A 19,256-nucleotide genomic window follows, 5' to 3' on the forward strand; every position below is an offset into this window, starting at 1 on the left:
TTATAAATTTTTGAATGCATCGATTTGTTGTCGTGTGAAAGATTCTATATTTTCACCGGATGCATATTTTTTATACCAATCAACAGTCCAAACGATAGAATCATCTGTTGATAACTTAGGAGTCCAGCCGAGTTTGTTTACTGCTTTTGTACTGTTGAGTGTTAAAATTGGTGATTCATAAGGAGTTTTCGTAGAGGGAGAATGGATTGTGAGTCGTTTATTCCATAATTTCATTACGGATTGAATGACATCATTTACGGTTCTGCTAGATTCATTAATCGGTCCGAAATTCCATGCTTCTGCATATTTAGCATCATTCCAAAGTTTTTCAGCTAAAAGGATATAGCCATGTAGAGGATCTAAAACATGTTGCCACGGACGGATGGCATATTTGTTTCGAATACACAAAGTATGATTGTGCAAATATGCCCGAATGATATCAGGGAATAATCGATCTTCTGCCCAATCACCACCGCCGATGACGTTACCTGCTCTTACAGAAGCAAGCGAAGTAGTATTCGTGTGAAAAAAAGATTGGTGATAAGATGTTGTAACTAATTCAGCACAAGCTTTACTAGCGCTATAAGGGTCGAAACCTCCTAGTCGGTCATTTTCCACGAACGCTCGGTCGCCACTACCGTCATTCTCATAACATTTATCGCTTGTCACATTAATAATGGCACGTACGCTTTCGAAGGACTTTGCTGCTTCTAGCACGTGGACAGTACCTAAAACATTCGTTTTGAATGTATCGATAGGATTTTTGTATGAAGCGGTTACGATTGGCTGAGCTGCTAAATGAAATATTATGTCGGGTTTATGCTGCTTCATGGCATGAAATAAAGAATGGTAATCTGTAATATCGCCTTTTATTGTCGTGCACTCTTTTGCTACGTTACCTTGTTCAAAAATGTTAGGAATGGATGGGGGATGAGAAGAAAAGCCTACTACTTCTGCACCTAAAGAACTTAAGAAAAGGGTGAGCCAGGAGCCTTTAAATCCAGTATGTCCCGTAATAAATACTTTTTTCTTATTCCAAAAAGATGATGAAGCCATATTACCAAACCTTCCACGGAGCGTTATTACTTTCCCATAGCTCGACTAATTTATTTTTATCGCGCAATGTATCCATCGGATGCCAAAAACCAGAATGTTGATATGCGGCCAATTCATTTTTGTTTACTAACTGAACTAAAGTGTCTGTTTCAAAAACAGACTTATCTCCACTAATGTAATTGAAAACTTCAGGATTTAAAACGAAAAATCCACCGTTAACCCATCCGCCATCACCTAATGGTTTTTCTTGAAAAGATGTTACAGACTGTTTATCTAATATGAGAGAACCAAATCTACCAGGAGGTTGTACGGCAGTAACAGTAGCCATTTTTCCATGTTTTTTATGGAATGTAATAAGTTCTTTTATATTTACATTACTTAATCCATCACCATAAGTGAGGCAGAAAGGTTCGTCTCCGACATAATTTTGAATCTTTTTCACTCGGCCACCCGTTTCGGTATTTACACCAGTATCGATTAGTGTAACTTTCCATGGTTCTACACGATGAGAATGGCTAGTAATTGTATTATCGTTTAACTGTATTGTGAAATCAGACATGTGTAAGTTGTAATTTAGAAAGAACTCTTTAATTGCATATCCTTTATAGCCTAAGCAAATAATAAACTCAGTAATCCCGTAATGACTATACAAACTCATAATGTGCCATAGAATAGGTTTTGTTCCAATTTCAATCATAGGTTTCGGTTTTAAATGTGTTTCTTCCCCAATTCTTGTACCGTACCCACCAGCAAGAATAACAGCTTTCATTTTTTCCTCCTAAAATAAAAATTTATTATTTATACAGTATTCATGTTTTATGCAAATGAAATTGTTTTTGATTAAGTGAATGAAAATGTTTGAGGTGATGACGATGCAGAAAATATTACGGTTTGAATTTTGGAAATAATTCTTGATATTCAGGGTTATGACGGAGGTCTTGTGTTAGGTTACTAAGCTCTAAAAAACGTATGTCCAGTACTTCAGGAGATTGACCGTAATGTGTTTGAAGTCCCATTTGAATACCCCTTTTTGAAAGGGTAGGTGTAATTTGTAATTTTCTTGCCTTTGATTGTTCATTCCAAGGGCTAAAATAAAATTTTAAAATAAATGAAGGATAGTCATAAATTATATATCCGTGTCGCGAATGATGTCTACCAGGTAAATATGCACCGTCTAGATGATTGTGAATAAATCTCCAAGCACATCCGAGATTTGGGTTATAAGGGAAGACACCGTGGTATCGCTGTTCTACTAAGGGGATAGAATATCTAGGCTTTGAATAATTATAATTATGATTATCTATCATTAAAATCATTCTAATCGCATACATGTTTTGGCCTAGTGTATGAAGAGATGAAAAAAATTCTTCAGTATTATTACAACAAAAGAATTCAGTAGTATTTAAAATGATTTTCCAACCTGAAACTTCTCTTTCAATTTCCATCACTTCAATATCAGTATTAGTTGGATCAAACTCAAGAAATCTTGAATTTCGTACTTCCCAGTGGGGTGCTAATAGTTTACAAATCTCTACGGAACGATCTGTAGACCCCCTATTAATTAAAATGCCGTGATCGAATATTTTCGTGTGATGCATAAGCCACCATGGAAGTAGGTATTCTTCATTATAAAAATGAGAAATGATTGTCTTTTTCATATTAATTCCCTCCTATACAAGCAATCATTATTAGTAGGATATGCTTTTAAATAAGAAAGGTTAAAAGTGGCAGACAATGTAGTGATTAGGTAGTAGTTTAGTAATTTTATTGTATAAGTGTAGATTACTCGTATTGAATCATCATAGGAGGAGATTGGAATTTTGTATAAATTGTGAATAATAAACCGTCACGTTTGACTGTACAGTTTATGTGTTGTATGATGTAAGTAATATAAACAAGGGGGGAAGATCGTTGGGAAGGTGTATCGAATCGGACAGTTGGCTCTCATGGCTCACGTGTCGAAACGAACGATTGATTATTATACGAATCTAGGTATCTTAAAAGCGGAGCGATCTCAATCTAATTATCGCTATTACGACGAAACAGCATTTGAGACATTACAATTTATTGAGAAGTGCAAAGAAATGCATATGCCGCTTTGTGAGATTAAAGAGAAAATCGAGGAGAAGAAGAAGCTGCTCGGTATCAATGAACACGTTTCGAAACAAGTGAATGAAGTGACAGACCATATTCATCAATTAGAAGTGGAGCTTACTGAGTTAAAGCCGCTTTTAGATGGATTGACTGATTCACAACGTGAAAAAATATCGAAATCTTTATCTGGTCAAACGACAGCTTTAATACAGACACTTGCTCTATTATTATAGAATAAGTGAAATCCGACCTCTTTAATTTTTGTATCGGGCTATGTTTTCTAACAAACAAATAAGAAAACATTATAGTATACAGGAGGTGGACACCTTAGTTTTTTAACTAAGGGGATTCATTGGAAATATTTAATTTAGTCATGGTTGCGATTTTAATCGCATTTACTGGATTTTTCGTAGCAGCAGAGTTTGCGATTGTAAAGATACGTTCAAGCCGTATCGATCAGCTTGTTGCGGAAGGAAAACGCGGTGCTTTAGCAGCGAAAAAGGTAACAACAAATTTAGATGAATATTTATCTGCTTGTCAATTAGGTATTACAGTTACAGCTATGGGATTAGGTTGGTTAGGTGAACCGACAATTGAAAAGTTATTACACCCGTTATTTGAGAAATGGAACTTAAATCCTTCTATTTCATCAGTATTAACATTTGGTCTTGCTTTTATGATTATGACGTATTTACACGTTGTAGTAGGGGAATTAGCTCCGAAAACGATGGCAATTCAAAAGGCTGAAAGGGTAACGTTATTATTGGCAGGTCCATTAATGATGTTCTATAAAGTAATGTATCCATTTATTTGGGTATTGAACGGTTCAGCTCGTGTGATAACTGGTTTATTCGGTTTAAAGCCAGCTTCAGAACATGAAGTAGCTCATACAGAAGAAGAATTACGTCTTATCCTTTCAGATAGCTATGAAAGTGGCGAAATTAATCAAGCTGAATACAAGTATGTAAATAACATTTTTGAATTTGATAATCGTATTGCAAAAGAGATTATGGTACCGCGAACAGAAATCGTTGGTTTCTACCTGGAAGATTCAGTAGAAGAACACATGAAAGTGATCCAAAATGAGCGATACACACGTTATCCGATTTTTGGAGAAGATAAAGATGATATTATCGGTATGGTCAACGTAAAAGATTTCTTTATTCGATATATGACCGAGGATCAAAAAGATTTATCATCTATTCGCTCGTATATGCGTCCGATTATTGAAGTGATGGAAACGACTCCAATTCACGATTTATTACTTCAAATGCAGAAGAAGCGAATTCCGATGGCTGTTTTATATGATGAGTACGGAGGAACAGCTGGAATTGTAACGCTTGAAGATATCTTGGAGGAAATCGTCGGCGAAATACGTGACGAATATGATGAAGATGAAGCACCACCAATTCAACATGTGAACGAGCAACATATTATTGTTGATGGAAAAGTGCTTATCTCAGAAGTGAAAGATTTATTTGGATTACACATCGAAGAAGATGATGTGGATACAATCGGTGGATGGATTATGATGCAAAATCATGAAATCGAAGAAGGACAACACGTTGAGGCGGAAGGTTATGAATTTAAAGTGTTAGAAAAAGACGCTTACCAAATTAAACGTGTTGAAATTCGTAAGATGGAACAAGAACAAGAAGAAGAGAAAGCAGCAACTGTGTAAGTTGCTGCTTTTCTTCTAAAGTACAAAAAATGAGAACTTAGGAGCGGATATTTTGATTCAAGAAGCCTTACGTGTATATCGATTACAATTGTATGTGATCTTTAGTGGTTTACTACTTATGTGGACGATTACTCCGTTTGGAAAACAAGTGACAGGGTTCGGTATTGGATTAGCAGTAAGCGCCTATTGTCTTTGGTTATTAGCTCGCAGAGTGGAGAAACTCGGGAAAAGTATCGTAATGAAGGAAAAGGCTCCTGGATTAGGAGTTTTAAACCGATTTGCAGCTGCTATTTTAGGAGCTATCATCATGTATGAAATTGAGCATGAAATGGAAATGTGGGCATTTGGTACAGGTATTTTAGGTGGTCACTTTTTAATGATTGCAAATTTAGCGTATGCAAATATGCAGTTAGTGAAAGAAGAAGAGAAGCAAAGGGAACATGCTTCGAAAAACATAGAGCTATGATGAAAGGGACCTAATCGGGTTCCTTTTTTAGTTTAGCGATAATATACAAGTAATCAAATTAACGACAAATATAATACGCTTCTTTTTTATGTTTTTCAATAGTATGAAAAATAATAAAAAAATTTTAAAAAACCCATCGATTTCTAAAGGTTATGTATGTTATTATGACAAAAGACTTTTTGAAAGAGGTGGATACCAATGTTACAAGCGTTACTTATTTTTGTGCTTCAAATTATTTACGTTCCCATTTTAACAATCCGTACGATTTTGCTTGTAAAGAATCAAACAAGATCCGCTGCTGGTGTTGGATTGTTAGAAGGGGCTATTTACATTGTCAGTTTAGGTATTGTGTTTCAAGATTTATCAAATTGGATGAACATCGTTGCCTATGTCATTGGCTTTAGTACAGGACTATTATTAGGCGGTTATATAGAGAATAAATTAGCAATTGGTTATATTACGTATCAAGTTAGTTTACTAGACCGTTGTAATGAATTAGTAGACGAATTACGTCACTCTGGATTTGGCGTTACAGTATTTGAAGGTGAAGGTATTAATTCAATTCGTTATCGCTTAGATATCGTTGCAAAGCGTTCTAGAGAGAAAGAGCTTTTGGAAATCATTAATGAAATTGCACCGAAAGCGTTTATGTCTTCGTATGAAATTCGCTCGTTTAAGGGTGGATATTTAACGAAGGCGATGAAGAAAAGAGCGTTAATGAAGAAGAAAGATGAACATGCATCGTAAAAAAGAGGAGTAGTGCTGCATTAAAAGCGCAGTATAAGTCCAAATGTAAAAGGGAGGAATCTATTTTGATGTAGATTCCTCTCTTTTTTTATGAAAAATATTCATCTATTAATTCAAAAAGCTAAATCGTATAATTATTTTTTTTACTCATTCTCAAATTAATGATTAGCCATATAATTTGAAAAAATACCGGTATGATAAACGTGATTAATAAAACGATAAGTGATATTGATTTAATTTCGGGTGTTTGAGTAACACCGGCCCCATCAACATCTCGTAGCCAAATAATAGCTGCCCATATTCCAAAAACGATAATCCAAAATATGTTACCAATCCACCAAGAAATCCATCGTTTTTTCATGTTAGCACCCCCTACATTTATCTACTGTTAAAAGTATATTTTCGTTCGTTACATTTATAATGAAACAACTTTAAAATCAGTTTTTAACTGTATATCTAACTTGTTTGAAGGTTACTGTTTCTCCATCATCATCATCGTCTTTCGTTTGTAAAAGTTGAACTTTTGGTTTGTAGTCCGTCCTATGAGCGTGTTCGATATCTTTAATGTTAAGTTTGTAGGATTCACCATTTTTTAGTTTTTGTTCCAACACTTTTTTATTAGCAACATAAATAAAAGTTACTTTATTTTCATCAATGCCTTTAGTTTTAATTTCTAATTCATTGTCTTTTGCTGTAATCGTTGGTGTTAATAATTCCATACTGCCTTTCCCGCTTTCTAAAGAATTCTCTGCTATAGTTGAACATCCTGATAATATGATTCCAGTGAATAGAAGAACAGCTAATTTCTGTTGCATAACATCCCTCAATTCCATGTGATTTTTGATTTTGGTATTGCTAGATTACTAGTGTGGAGCGTAAATGTTTAGTTAGTATCCTCTTAATTGTACCATAATATGTAAAATGAAACAGGATGTATATCCAATTTAAGGGAGAATGAAAAATTTACTGATTTTTGTAAATTCGTATGTTTTAGCTTCTATTTCAATCGAAATGTAGACGAGAGAAAGAAATTTTTTTATAGAAATTATAATTTTTACATTTTACAATAATGATAGGGAATAGATGAATTCATTTACTTCGGAGGTAGTTATTTGAACATTAATGAGAAGGCAATTGAAATGTTTGAACAAAATAAATATGAGGAAGCAATGGAACTGTTTCAACAAGCAGTACATGAATCTAGAGACGTACAATCTCTCAATAATCTGGCTTGGATGTACTTTTATGAGGAAGAGAATGATGATAAAGCTCTTGAATTAATAAGAGAAGTTGTTAAGTTGAATCCTTCTTCATACTTTCCTTATAACATCTTAGGGGACATTTACATGAAACAAGAAAAATGGACAGAAGCGAAAGAAGCATTACAAAAGTCTATTTCGATTCAACCATCAGATGAAGCATATCATAATGTAGCTGTAGCGCATTATAACCTTGGAGAGCTGGAAAAAGCTTCAGACTTTTTCTTGCGAGTTGCAGGGGATTCGGACTATATCATGTATAGCTATGTAAAATGTTTAATTGATTTAGAACGAACGACAGAAGCAAAAGAGAAGTTAGATACTTTTAACAGGGAATCTGATAATTTTTTAGGGGAAATTAATGTAGCAGATTTATATGTTGAGTTGAATTGCTATAAAGAAGCAATTGAATGGTTCGAAAAGGGATATAAAGAATGCTGGAAAAGTCCTAATTGGATTGGTAGATTTGTGTATGCTCTATATAAAACGAATAATTTCTCCCGTATAAATGAAGTTATACGGGAATCTATCGAAGCGAAAACAGCAGAAATAGAAGATGTTCAGAATGAAGAAGTAGAAGAAAACTGGACAGAAAATGATAAGAAAGAGTTAATTGAGGAATATACAGAAGAGAATAATTGTTATAAAACAATGGTAGAACGTATCAAATCTGGATACGTTCCAGGGTTAGAATTTGAAACGGATTTTATAGGTGGGTGCTATTTGTTTGGTTGTAAAAGGCATAATCATCTTTTTATTAATAGAAGAGCCTGAACCATCGAGCTTGCTTGATGGAGAACTAGCTGAGCCGTCTACGAAATATTATTCTTTATATAAAGCTAGAATGGTGCCAACTACTTTTATTATTAAGGCGAGGAAGTAAATTGTTTTATAAAAAGAAGCCTATCATTTCAAATAGATGAAATGATAGGCTTCTTTATTTTAAAAAAATGAGGTCAAAGGTGTACTTTTCTTATAAAAATGCATTTCATATAAAAGGTGTAATTATTTTGGGGAAGGGGGATTGTTGTGCGTCATCATAGAAAGTGCAAAAAATTTGGAGTGGCACTGCCTCTTCCGCTTATAGGAGCAACGGGTCCGACAGGTAATAGTGGTCCAATCGGTCCAACTGGAGGGCATGAAGGTCCTGTTGGTCCTACAGGGGTGACTGGACCGACGGGAGCAACTGGGCCCCAAGGTCCTCAAGGTATCAGGGGGATACAAGGTCCCCGAGGGACAACAGGAGCACAAGGGATACAAGGTCCCGTTGGTGATACTGGAGAGCAAGGAATTACTGGTCCGGTCGGCTTACAAGGTTCTCAAGGATTAATTGGAGAGCAAGGTCCTGTTGGCGATATTGGATTACAAGGTATGCAAGGAATACAAGGAATTACAGGCCCTGCTGGTAGTCAAGGTATACAGGGCGCCCAAGGAATACAAGGAGAAATAGGTGAGCGAGGAGAAACGGGTGCACAAGGAATGCAGGGAGAAATAGGTGTAACCGGAATATCAGGTGTAATGGGCCCTCAAGGTCCTCAAGGGGCGCAAGGAATACAAGGGGAGGACGGAACTACAGGTATACAAGGAGAAGAAGGTCCACAAGGAATACGAGGAATTACTGGAGAGCAAGGGCACCAAGGTGATCAAGGGATACAAGGTGTAACTGGCCCGCCTGGTTCTACTGGAATACAAGGACCTCAAGGTATAAGTGGAATAAGGGGGATAACAGGTGTAATAGGTCCTCAAGGTCCACAAGGAATACAAGGGATACAAGGGGTAAGGGGATCCACAGGTTTTCAAGGGCCAAAAGGAATACGAGGAATAACAGGAGCAACTGGGTCGACTGGTAAACAAGGTGCAGAAGGTCCACCTGGAGGACCAACAGGAATAACCGGTCCGATTGGTCCATCTAGTGGAGTGACTGGTCCATCAGGCCCGCCTGGTCCACCTGGAGGGCCAACAGGTCCAACCGGTGAAGCTGGTATTACAGGTGTAACTGGTCCTAAAGGTCCCCAAGGAGCGCAAGGGTTACAAGGAATAACGGGTCCCACTGGTGCTCAAGGTGCAAGGGGAGCACAAGGTTCTCAAGGGGTAATTGGTGTAGCTGGCGTACAAGGAGCACAAGGAATACAAGGAGCACAAGGAATAATAGGAGCAACCGGTGTAGAAGGCCCAATAGGCATACAAGGTCCACAGGGAGAAATCGGTCCAACCGGTGCAGAAGGTCCTAGAGGTGTGCAAGGAATACAAGGAGTAACAGGTCCAACAGGAGCGCAAGGAATACAAGGGTTACAAGGGATAATAGGTCCTACAGGCACAACAGGAGCGGTGGGAGCCCAAGGTCCACAAGGAATACGAGGAGAAACAGGAGATGCTGGTCCACAAGGTGCACAAGGAATACAAGGAGTTCAAGGAATAACAGGAGCAGCTGGAGTTCAAGGTATACAAGGACCTCAAGGAATACAAGGAGAAAATGGATTGACTGGTCCGCAAGGTGCTCAAGGAATACAAGGAGTTCAAGGAATAACAGGTCCTACAGGTGCAATTGGTTTACAAGGGCCTCAAGGAATACAAGGTATAGTAGGTCCAACAGGAGCGCAAGGCTCTCAAGGAATACAAGGAATACAAGGAATCATCGGTCCTACAGGTGCTCAAGGAATTAGAGGGCCTCAAGGGAATTTAGGAGAAAACGGGATAACAGGTTCACAAGGAGTGCAAGGGGCGCAAGGTATTGAGGGACCCGAAGGACCACAAGGAAATGTTGGGATTACGGGCGTAACGGGAGAAACAGGAGCGACAGGAGCGACAGGAGCGACCGGGGCACAAGGAATACAAGGCGTTCAAGGTATTCAAGGAATACAAGGAAGTACAGGAATGATAGGACCTACCGGTGCAACGGGAGTAACCGGAATACAAGGTGTGCAAGGTATTCAAGGAATACAAGGCCCAACTGGAGCGAGGGGAATAACAGGGGTTAACGGTAGTGTAGGTCCAGCTGGAGTCCAAGGTAGTCAAGGGCCGATTGGAGCTGTGGGACCTACTGGAGCAACGGGTAGTCAAGGGCCTATAGGTTTTTTAGGAATTGTAGGTGCAACAGGAGCGACTGGCTTACCTAGCGGGGGAGGTTATTTCTTTTCTACTTCAACGAGTACAATTGCAGCGAATGCGTTAATACCAATTAATTCTGGATCTACAATTTTTGGTTCTGATGTCAGTTTAACAAATGCAACAACTGTAACGTTAAGTACGCCGGGAATTTATTTAGTAAGCTATTATTTTCAAGGCGATCCAACTGCCGGAAATGAAACAATTTCAGTGAGGCTTACTTTAAATGGAACACAAGTCGCAGGGAGTTTTATTTTTTATGTTACAGGAGGTACTTTTATATTAGAACCAGCAGTTTCGAATACGATGGTCATTGAAGTTACTTCTTCAAATGCAACTTTGTCTTTACAAAATGGTCCGTTAGCTATCGGGCATGTAACGACATTATCTGGTGTGATAACAGCTAGTTTAAATGTATTAAAAATAGTTTGATACGTTAGTTATAACGGGGGAGATGCTTGTGAAGAATCAAGATAAGTGTAGCAAGTTTCAAGCACCTATTCCTTTTCCACCGCCAGGTATTACGGGGCCCACTGGTCCAACCGGTCCAACTGGTGCTTTAGGTGGACCAACTGGACCGCAAGGAATACAAGGCGTACAAGGTCCAATCGGTCCAACCGGCCCACAAGGAATACAAGGAGTGCAAGGGGTGCAAGGAGAAAATGGTCCAACAGGCCCAACTGGTTTAACTGGACCACAAGGTTCTCAAGGTAATCAAGGACCTATGGGAGAACGAGGCCCACAGGGAATACAAGGTGTTCAAGGAATACAAGGAGAAAGAGGTCCGACTGGTCCAACTGGTATTCAAGGGGTACAAGGAATTCCTGGCCCAATCGGTCCGACCGGTCCAACAGGAATACAAGGCATACAAGGAATGCAAGGAGAAATCGGTCCAACAGGCCCAACAGGAATACAAGGAATACAAGGAGTGCAAGGGGAAATTGGTCCGACTGGACCAACTGGAAATACTGGTATACAAGGTGTGCAAGGTAATTTAGGAGGTAGTGGTTTACAAGGTGTAACAGGTATACAAGGTATTCAAGGTCCGATGGGTCCGACTGGTCCAACAGGTTCACAAGGAATACAAGGAGAACAAGGGCCAATGGGACCAACAGGCGCAACTGGTGTTCAAGGTTTACAAGGTCCACAAGGTGAGATGGGGGTAACTGGTCCAACAGGCTCTCAAGGAATTCAAGGAGTGCAAGGTGTAATAGGGCCAATAGGTGCAACTGGCTTGCAAGGGGATCCGGGTCCGACCGGCTCGACCGGTCCAACAGGGGTAACTGGACCAACTGGATCTGCAACGGGTCCAACCGGAGCAACGGGCCCAACAGGTCCGCCAGGAGGTCCAACCGGTCCAACGGGTCCAGCAGGATTACCGGGGGGTCCAACCGGTCCAACTGGAGCAACCGGAGCAACCGGGGCGACCGGAGCAACAGGAACGACTGGAATTCAAGGAGTGCAAGGAATACAAGGACCGACAGGTGCAACCGGTTTAACAGGTTTGCAAGGAGTACAGGGACCGATGGGGGTAACCGGTCCAACGGGTGATCAAGGAATTCAAGGTCCACAAGGAGTAATGGGATCAACCGGTCCAACGGGTTTACAAGGTCTACAAGGAGTACAGGGACCGATAGGAGCAACAGGCCCAACCGGTCAACAAGGAGTGCAAGGGGCACAAGGTCCAATTGGTCCAACAGGCCCGCAAGGAATACAAGGAATACAAGGTGAGCAAGGAGTAATGGGAGCAACTGGACCAACAGGCTTACAAGGTCTGCAAGGAATCCAAGGTCCACTCGGTCCAACCGGTCCTCAAGGTTTACAAGGAGTGCAAGGGATAAGTGGTATAACAGGTCCAACTGGTCCTCAAGGAATCCAAGGGATTCAAGGTCCACAAGGAGATATAGGTCCAACGGGAGCGACTGGAATTCAAGGAGTGCAAGGCCCAGAGGGTCCAACAGGTCCAACTGGTGCAACAGGCCCGCAAGGGATTCAGGGAATACAAGGGATACAAGGTCCAACCGGTCCACAGGGAATTCAAGGTCTGCAAGGAATTCAAGGTCCGATTGGTCCAACAGGCCCGACTGGACCTCAAGGCATACAAGGTATAACTGGCTCGACGGGTCCAACCGGTGCAACTGGAGCAACAGGTCCGACGGGAGTAACGGGCCCTCAAGGTCCTCAAGGAATTCAAGGTCCACAAGGAGTAACAGGCCCAACAGGAGCGACCGGCTCTACGGGAGTAACAGGTCCACAAGGAATCCAAGGAATCCAAGGTTCGCAAGGGATAACGGGTCCGACGGGAGCAACCGGAGTGACTGGAATAACAGGCCCACAAGGAATCCAAGGAATTCAAGGCCCACAAGGTGTGACGGGAGCAACCGGCGCAACAGGAGCGACAGGAGCGACTGGTGCAACAGGACCGACAGGAATCCAAGGAATCCAAGGAATAACAGGAGCAACAGGGGGAACGGGAGTAACAGGCCCAACAGGTGCCACGGGTCCAACAGGTTTAACTGGAGCAACAGGATCATCTGCTATATCTACAGGTGGTGGCTATTTCTTCTCTACATCAACAAGTACAATTGCAGCAAATACTAACATTCCAATTAATTCTGGATCCACTGTATATGGAACTGGTGTATCTTTAACTAGTGCTACGACAGTCACAGTAGCGACGCCAGGAATATATTTAGTAAGCTACTATTTCCAAGGAGATGCAAATGGTGGGAATGAGACAGTATCTGTTAGATTACTATTAAATGGAACGCAACTAACAGGGAGTTTTATACAAAACGTAACGACATCAACTGTAGTAATCGAACCAGCCATTTCAAATACACTTCTTGTGAATGTGACGAGTGCCAATTCAACATTAATATTACAAAATGGCCCGTTAGGTGTAGGGCATGTGACTACTATAGCAGGTGCGATTACAGCAAGTTTAAATGTAGTGAGAATTTTATAAAGAATATAAAAAACACAAGGAATGTCTTTGTAAGACACACCTTGTGTTTTTTAATATTAAATAAACATTTTCTTTATCTTTTCGGTTGAAAAATATGCTGAAAGAAGTATTTGTGATGTAAGTTATCTACAACTTTATTTGCTTGATATGTGCGTTGTTTTTCAATTCGTAGTCTTTGCTCCATCATTTTTATTGCGTGATCAGATAAACGTAACATAATACATTCTCCTTTTCTATAAATATAGGTGACTATTTGATATCGATCCCATATTTATAATTAAGGAGGCAAAATGTGTAACATAGGCAAAAAGCACCTTCCTCTCCCATTACGCTTACGAGGTTAGCTGTCGGACTCGGGAAGTGAGAGTTTCCCTACTTAAAAAAGATTCGCCCCAAGTAGCATAGCTACAAAAATGGTTCCCCCGCTCCAAAATTTGGACTCAGCAAAAGGTTTTATAAAGTAAAAGATAACATAAATAAATTGACGAGTCAAACTATTTATTGTTTTCTGATTTTTTTAAGTGAGGTTAAAACCACTCCATCGGGTAATATGATATCCTTTACTTCAATAAAGCCATGTTTTTTATATAAAGACAGAGCAGGGGTGTTTTCTTTCCCTGTTTGTACAATATATGTTTGGGAAGGGGAAAACATGTCAAATACATACAGTAGTAGTTTTGTTGCAATCCCTTTATGAAAATGATTAGGGGATACTACTAAACGATGAATATCCACTTCCTCTTCGTCTACTTTAAAAGAAATAAACCCAGCAAGTGTATCTTCATAAAAATAGCCGTAGAAAATTTCATCACAGGATTGAATATCAGCTACAGTATCATAAAGGCGAGGGATAGCTGTACTATTTATATATTTTGCCTCAATTTCATAAGCTGGTATTTGAATGCTTAAAATAGAAGTAGCGTTTTTGTGAGAAGTTGTTATTAATTTTTGAATCATAGAGAAAGAACCTCCTTGTTGGCTGTATTTTCATAGATTTGACAAGATTTTTCTTTATTGGATATAATAATTATAATAGTTACATAACAATTTAGTATGAAAAAGAAATACACCATAATAGAAATGGAGGACTAAAAATGGGATGGATTATCACATTAATAGTTGGTGCTATTATAGGTGCAATTGCTAGTTCTATAACGGGTAAAAATTTCCCAGGTGGTATGTTCGGAAATATTATCGCAGGTTTATTAGGTGCTTCGTTAGGTGGTAGATTATTTGGATCCTTTGGGCCATCATTTGGTGGGATTCATGTCGTGCCAGCATTATTAGGTGCAATCGTGTTAATTCTTATTGTATCATTTGTAGTGAAAGCTGCAAGGAAATAGAGATATAGATTATGATGAAGAGCCCTGAATAAGGGCTTTTCATCATTCGAAGAGGTGGTTTCATTGGAGAAAATAAATATAAGAAAAAGAGATAAGTTAAGAAAGTTTTTTAGAGAACAAAATTATTTGGCGGTATTACTTGGATTTGCGTTATTGTTCATTAATATTTTATTGCTAACAAAAATATCATTTGTTTTTACACCGTTTATCGTATTTTTAAAAACAATTTTCTTCCCAGTACTATTAGCGGGCGTGCTATTCTATATTTTACATCCATTCGTTTCGCTTTTAGAAAAGAAAGGTGTTTCAAGAATCGTATCGATAGCCTCAATATACTTAATAGTAATTGGATTATTTGTGTTTTTAGTTTTAACGGTTATTCCTATTATCAAAGATCAAATTGATGCATTGATAGATAATCTACCATATTTTGGTCATGAAATCGAAAGGGCAGCACGTAGATTTGGGGAAAGTAACTTACTCGGTAAAATTCAGGAGAATTTAAATATTGATGTTGCGAATATTGTAAAAGACTACACAGTTGATTTTACAAAGTCATTATCATCAGTAACTGGTAATGTAACTGGATTTTTGAGTACTATTACAGAGGTTGTTTTAACATTTGTAATGGTTCCATTTATATTGTTCTATCTTTTAAAAGATGGTGAGCAATTACCGAATCACTTTTTAAAGTTCATTTCAGAGCAAAGACAACCAGCAGCAATGAGAATACTAGATGATATGCATTATGCGATTAGTTCGTACATTAGGGGGCAAATTATAGTTAGCTTGTTTATCGGTATTATGCTATTAATTGGTTACCTTATTATCGGTATTAAATATGCAGTACTACTCGCTATTTTAGCGATGATTGTAAATATCGTTCCGTACGTAGGACCAATTATCGCCATTACACCAGCGTTAATTATTGCGTTTATTGATTCGCCAGGGATGGTTTTAAAGGTAATTATTGTAATGATGGTTGTACAATTAGCAGAAGGTAAATTTATTTCTCCGCAAGTTATGGGTAAGAAGTTAGATATTCACCCAATTACAATCATATTTATTATTTTAACTGCCGGAAACTTATTCGGGATTATGGGCATTATTTTAGCCATTCCAGGATATGCGATATTAAAAGTGTTAGTTACACACGGTTATAGATTTGTTAAGTTGAATACATGAAAAAAAGAGCTAAAACAGTGGGAACTGTTTTAGCTCTTTTTTATTAACAATTCATTTGCATATTGGCGCGCCCATTGATCCGCTTCCAATATAGCATCAAGTGAAGGATTTTTTACATTATGATGAGCTTCAACTGTTTTGTAAATTATTTTTTCAATATCGAAAAAGGCAATTTCATTTTTTAAGTATAGTGCATTCGCAATTTCATTTGCTGCATTTAATACAGCGGGAGTAGTACCACCGATTTTGCCACATTCATATGCGTATTGTAGACAAGGGAACTTCTCTAAATCTGGTTTTTCAAAATGTAAACTACCGATTTCTAATAAATTTAATTTTTCATAGGAAGAAGGTAGCCGAGTAGGATAGTGAAACGCATATTGAATCGGCATTCTCATATCAGGAGCACCGAGCTGTGCCATAACTGATCCATCAATAAATTCTACTAAAGAATGAATGATACTTTCTTTATGAATCATTACATTAATTTTTTCATATGGAATATCAAATAGCCATCTCGCTTCCATTACTTCGAACCCTTTATTCATTAATGTGGCAGAATCAATCGTTAGTTTTGCGCCCATTAACCAGTTTGGGTGCTTTAAAGCATCTTTTGCTTGTAATGTTTGTATTTCATCACGTGTTTTATCACGGAAAGCACCACCGGAAGCTGTTACAATTAACTTCTCAATCTCTTTATTATTTTCTCCGTTTAAACATTGGAAAATAGCTGAATGCTCACTATCTACTGGAATTAAGCGACATCCGTTTTGTTTCGCTAGTTCAGTTACGATATGTCCAGCTGCAACCAAAGTTTCTTTATTAGCAATAGCGATATCTTTCTTCGCTTTTAATGCTTCAATTGTTGGGAGTAATCCTGAAACACCTACAACAGAGCTTAATACAAGATTTGAATCAGGGTGAGTAGCTACTGCAATTAAGCCATCAGTCCCGTGTGTAATTTTTGTATTTGCTGAAATACGCGTACGAAGCTTGTCTGCTAAGTCTTTTGTCGCAACGCTTACAATACGAGGTTGAAACGTTTTGATTTGTTGCTCAAGAAGATCGATATTATAATTTGCGGTTAAACCAACGATTTTAAAATGTTCAGGATGAGCTGAAACGACATCTAATGCAGATGTGCCGATGGATCCTGTTGAACCTAAAATTGATATATATTTCACCATGAAAAAACCTCCAAAGTTGTTTCGAATATTTCTACAAACCTATATAACATTAGACAATTGAAGTGGAAATTCCTGCTATATAAAATAGAAAATTAGGGTTTGTTTGGAAGTGAAATGTGATAAACTGTAAAAAATAACGAAAAAGCAATGAAAGAGAAGAGTACATATTCGAAACTTTTTAGAGAGCTGATGTGTGGTGGAAATCAGTAAGGGATGAATATGGAATGGGCTCTGGAGCTTCTAACTGAAATGAGTAGGTAAAGACGGTTACTTCACGTTAAGAAGTTGAAGTGAGCTATAATGATAGCTAATTAAGGTGGTACCGCGGGAGTCTCTCGTCCTTTTTTAAGGATGAGAGGCTCTTTTTATTTTGAGAAAGGAGGAGTTAGTGTGAGTGAGAAAATAATGTTAACAGGAATTAAGCCGACAGGTTATCCGCATTTAGGAAATTATATTGGTGCGATTAAACCTGCATTACAAATGTCAAAGAATAATGAAGGAAAAGCATTGTACTTTATAGCTGATTATCATGCATTAAATGCTGTTCATGATCCAGAGAAGTTCAGCAGTTATACGAAAGAGGTAGCAGCTACTTGGTTATCGCTTGGACTTGGAGAAGATGTTATTTTTTATCGGCAAACAGAAGTGCCGGAGATTCTAGAATTAGCTTGGATTTTAGCTTGCCTAACTCCGAAAGGTCTTATGAACCGTGCTCATGCGTATAAAGCGAAGGTGGAGCAAAATAAAGAAGCAGGGTTAGAGGTCGATGCGGGAGTGAATATGGGGTTATACACGTACCCGATTTTAATGGCAGCTGACATATTATTATTTCAAGCTACTCATGTACCAGTTGGAAAAGACCAAATTCAGCATATTGAAATTGCGCGTGATATTGCGACTTATTTTAATCATACATTTGGCACGACATTTACACTTCCAGAGTATGTCATACAAGAAGAAGGAGCTATTTTACCTGGTCTTGACGGAAGGAAGATGAGTAAAAGTTACGGAAATGTGATCCCATTATTTGCAGAGCAAGCAAAACTACGAAAGTTAATATTTAAAATCAAAACAGATTCTTCACTTCCAAATGAACCGAAAGAACTAGAAACCTTATTTACAATTTATAAAGAATTTGCGACAGAAGACGAAGTACAGTCATTACGTGAAAAATATGAGACTGGAATCGGATGGGGAGATGTGAAAAAAGAGTTGTTTCGCATTGTAGATCGTGAGTTAGCTGGACCTCGTGAAAAGTACGCAATGTATATGAATGAGCCGAATTTATTATATGAAGCGTTAGAAAAAGGTGCTGAGCGAGCAAGAAAAATCGCGAAGGTAAATTTAGTAGAAATTAAAAAAAGGATTGGATTTGAGAGGGGGCGCTGAGCGTTCCCTCGTTTTTCGATATAAATTATTCTTCATATTGATACGTAGAGCAAGGAGTTCGCACTTCTTTTCCGAACTTATTAGTTGCATATATGAAAAAGTATGATAATATAGGGTTACTTATTAAACGTGTTTAATAAGTTTAATTAAAGGTGCTTATTAAAGGTGTTTAATAAGTGAATCTCATTCAATAAAAAAGGAGATGAATGTATGAAAACGGAGAAAGAAAAGATGGTGGCAGGAGAAATGTATATTGCGGATGACGAAGAATTGGTGGCTGATAGGGTGGAGGCAAAACGTTTAACACGCCTTTATAACGAGGCGATGGAGACAGGAGATGAGAGGCGTTTTACGTTATTAAATCAGCTTTTAGGTTCTTCAACTGATGGGAAAGCACAAATTAATCCTGATTTTCGTTGTGATTACGGCTACAATATTCATGTCGGAAAGAGCTTTTTCGCAAATTTCAATTGTGTGATTTTGGACGTTTGTGAAGTTCGAATTGGTGATAATTGTATGTTTGCACCTGGTGTTCACATTTATACTGCTACTCATCCATTACATCCGGTGGAACGAAACTCTGGCAAAGAATATGGAAAACCGGTAAAGATAGATAACAATGTTTGGGTTGGCGGAGGCGCTATTATTAACCCTGGTATTTCAATTGGAGATAATGTTGTAATTGCTTCAGGGGCAGTTGTGACAAAAGATGTACCTAATAATGTAGTTGTTGGTGGTAACCCAGCTAAAGTTATTAAAACGATAGAAGAGTAAAA

The 19,256-nt window shown here is 38.4% G+C and carries 19 protein-coding genes, 1 pseudogene, 1 riboswitch and 1 other annotated feature; of the genes and pseudogenes, 12 read left to right on the plus strand and 8 right to left on the minus strand.

The genetic code is table 11. The features are described from left to right. The 3 genes from rfbG to DN400_RS01475 form a co-directional block, all read right to left on the minus strand. Positions 1 to 1,056, minus strand: coding sequence for a CDP-glucose 4,6-dehydratase (gene rfbG, locus DN400_RS01465; protein ID WP_016512530.1), 1,056 nt, complete (start codon positions 1,054 to 1,056; stop codon positions 1 to 3). A 1-nt stretch (position 1,057) separates the two neighbouring features. Beyond that, positions 1,058 to 1,825 (minus strand): glucose-1-phosphate cytidylyltransferase, encoded by a 768-nt coding sequence (gene rfbF / locus DN400_RS01470; RefSeq protein ID WP_000648807.1) that lies wholly within the window; start codon positions 1,823 to 1,825, stop codon positions 1,058 to 1,060. A 115-nt stretch (positions 1,826 to 1,940) separates the two neighbouring features. Next, positions 1,941 to 2,714: a glycosyltransferase family 2 protein gene (locus DN400_RS01475; protein WP_147801489.1), complete on the minus strand. Its 774-nt coding sequence runs from the start codon at positions 2,712 to 2,714 to the stop codon at positions 1,941 to 1,943. 261 nt (positions 2,715 to 2,975) lie between these two features. Here DN400_RS01475 and DN400_RS01480 point away from each other — a divergent pair, with 261 nt between their 5' ends. From DN400_RS01480 to DN400_RS01495, 4 genes are all read left to right on the plus strand, one after another. Then, a complete protein-coding gene (locus DN400_RS01480) occupies positions 2,976 to 3,383 on the plus strand; it encodes a MerR family transcriptional regulator (RefSeq protein WP_000285635.1) in 408 nt (135 codons plus the stop codon). A 119-nt stretch (positions 3,384 to 3,502) separates the two neighbouring features. Next, a complete protein-coding gene (locus DN400_RS01485; RefSeq protein WP_000402258.1) occupies positions 3,503 to 4,831 on the plus strand; it encodes a hemolysin family protein in 1,329 nt (442 codons plus the stop codon). Positions 4,832 to 4,883: 52 nt separating this feature from the next. Beyond that, the gene (locus tag DN400_RS01490) at positions 4,884 to 5,297 is read left to right on the plus strand and encodes an ATP synthase subunit I (protein ID WP_000613876.1); all 414 of its coding nucleotides are present in this window, start codon (positions 4,884 to 4,886) and stop codon (positions 5,295 to 5,297) included. Positions 5,298 to 5,495: 198 nt separating this feature from the next. Then, positions 5,496 to 6,044, plus strand: a complete 549-nt coding sequence (locus tag DN400_RS01495) for a DUF2179 domain-containing protein (RefSeq protein ID WP_000938441.1) — start codon at positions 5,496 to 5,498, stop codon at positions 6,042 to 6,044. A gap of 121 nt (positions 6,045 to 6,165) precedes the next feature. Here DN400_RS01495 and DN400_RS01500 read toward each other — a convergent pair whose 3' ends face one another. Beyond that, on the minus strand, positions 6,166 to 6,405 hold the full coding sequence (locus DN400_RS01500) for a DUF3923 family protein (protein ID WP_000747683.1): 240 nt from the start codon (positions 6,403 to 6,405) through the stop codon (positions 6,166 to 6,168). Positions 6,406 to 6,481: 76 nt separating this feature from the next. Continuing rightward, complete coding sequence (locus tag DN400_RS01505; RefSeq protein WP_179953496.1) at positions 6,482 to 6,877, minus strand: hypothetical protein; 396 nt, start codon at positions 6,875 to 6,877, stop codon at positions 6,482 to 6,484. 279 nt (positions 6,878 to 7,156) lie between these two features. Here DN400_RS01505 and DN400_RS01510 point away from each other — a divergent pair, with 279 nt between their 5' ends. The 4 genes and pseudogenes from DN400_RS01510 to DN400_RS01525 all read left to right on the plus strand — a co-directional run bounded on the left by DN400_RS01510 (position 7,157) and on the right by DN400_RS01525 (position 13,376). Beyond that, the gene (locus tag DN400_RS01510; protein WP_061661164.1) at positions 7,157 to 8,077 is read left to right on the plus strand and encodes a tetratricopeptide repeat protein; all 921 of its coding nucleotides are present in this window, start codon (positions 7,157 to 7,159) and stop codon (positions 8,075 to 8,077) included. After that, positions 8,064 to 8,186 (plus strand): annotated as a pseudogene (locus DN400_RS01515) (class I SAM-dependent methyltransferase); the annotation flags it as partial. The gene DN400_RS01510 and the pseudogene DN400_RS01515, both read left to right, overlap by 14 nt. 146 nt (positions 8,187 to 8,332) lie before the next feature. After that, complete coding sequence (locus DN400_RS01520; RefSeq protein ID WP_147801491.1) at positions 8,333 to 10,840, plus strand: collagen-like protein; 2,508 nt, start codon at positions 8,333 to 8,335, stop codon at positions 10,838 to 10,840. A 22-nt stretch (positions 10,841 to 10,862) separates the two neighbouring features. Continuing rightward, a complete protein-coding gene (locus tag DN400_RS01525) occupies positions 10,863 to 13,376 on the plus strand; it encodes a BC_3345 family exosporium-associated protein (RefSeq protein ID WP_098817426.1) in 2,514 nt (837 codons plus the stop codon). Between the two features lie 73 nt (positions 13,377 to 13,449). Here the strand turns inward: DN400_RS01525 and DN400_RS29305 are convergent, their stop codons facing one another. Both DN400_RS29305 and DN400_RS01530 read right to left on the minus strand, forming a co-directional pair. Then, positions 13,450 to 13,593 carry a hypothetical protein gene (locus DN400_RS29305; protein ID WP_000945243.1) on the minus strand — a complete coding sequence of 48 codons (144 nt, stop codon included), beginning with the start codon at positions 13,591 to 13,593 and terminating at the stop codon, positions 13,450 to 13,452. Between the two features lie 96 nt (positions 13,594 to 13,689). Then, positions 13,690 to 13,832: riboswitch (cyclic di-AMP (ydaO/yuaA leader) on the minus strand. Between the two features lie 42 nt (positions 13,833 to 13,874). Then, positions 13,875 to 14,333 (minus strand): GNAT family N-acetyltransferase, encoded by a 459-nt coding sequence (locus DN400_RS01530; protein WP_098015251.1) that lies wholly within the window; start codon positions 14,331 to 14,333, stop codon positions 13,875 to 13,877. 137 nt (positions 14,334 to 14,470) lie between these two features. Between DN400_RS01530 and DN400_RS01535 the strand changes: the two genes are divergently transcribed. Then, positions 14,471 to 14,719 carry a GlsB/YeaQ/YmgE family stress response membrane protein gene (locus DN400_RS01535; RefSeq protein ID WP_000539733.1) on the plus strand — a complete coding sequence of 83 codons (249 nt, stop codon included), beginning with the start codon at positions 14,471 to 14,473 and terminating at the stop codon, positions 14,717 to 14,719. A gap of 63 nt (positions 14,720 to 14,782) precedes the next feature. Continuing rightward, positions 14,783 to 15,904, plus strand: a complete 1,122-nt coding sequence (locus DN400_RS01540; protein ID WP_000411478.1) for an AI-2E family transporter — start codon at positions 14,783 to 14,785, stop codon at positions 15,902 to 15,904. A 29-nt stretch (positions 15,905 to 15,933) separates the two neighbouring features. On the opposite strand, the gene DN400_RS01545 is transcribed toward DN400_RS01540, so the two are convergent. Continuing rightward, positions 15,934 to 17,091 carry a 1-deoxy-D-xylulose-5-phosphate reductoisomerase gene (locus DN400_RS01545; RefSeq protein WP_147801492.1) on the minus strand — a complete coding sequence of 386 codons (1,158 nt, stop codon included), beginning with the start codon at positions 17,089 to 17,091 and terminating at the stop codon, positions 15,934 to 15,936. A 138-nt stretch (positions 17,092 to 17,229) separates the two neighbouring features. Further along, positions 17,230 to 17,437 (plus strand) — a binding site (T-box leader). A gap of 44 nt (positions 17,438 to 17,481) precedes the next feature. Between DN400_RS01545 and DN400_RS01550 the strand changes: the two genes are divergently transcribed. Together DN400_RS01550 and DN400_RS01555 are read left to right on the plus strand one after the other, a co-directional pair. Then, positions 17,482 to 18,480: a tryptophan--tRNA ligase gene (locus tag DN400_RS01550; protein WP_001290878.1), complete on the plus strand. Its 999-nt coding sequence runs from the start codon at positions 17,482 to 17,484 to the stop codon at positions 18,478 to 18,480. A 210-nt stretch (positions 18,481 to 18,690) separates the two neighbouring features. Next, a complete protein-coding gene (locus tag DN400_RS01555) occupies positions 18,691 to 19,254 on the plus strand; it encodes a maltose O-acetyltransferase (RefSeq protein WP_147801493.1) in 564 nt (187 codons plus the stop codon). The last annotated feature ends 2 nt before the right edge of the window (positions 19,255 to 19,256 follow it).

The sequence above is a fragment of the Bacillus sp. AR8-1 genome, assembly GCF_008042345.1.
Lineage (GTDB): Bacteria > Bacillota > Bacilli > Bacillales > Bacillaceae_G > Bacillus_A > Bacillus_A cereus.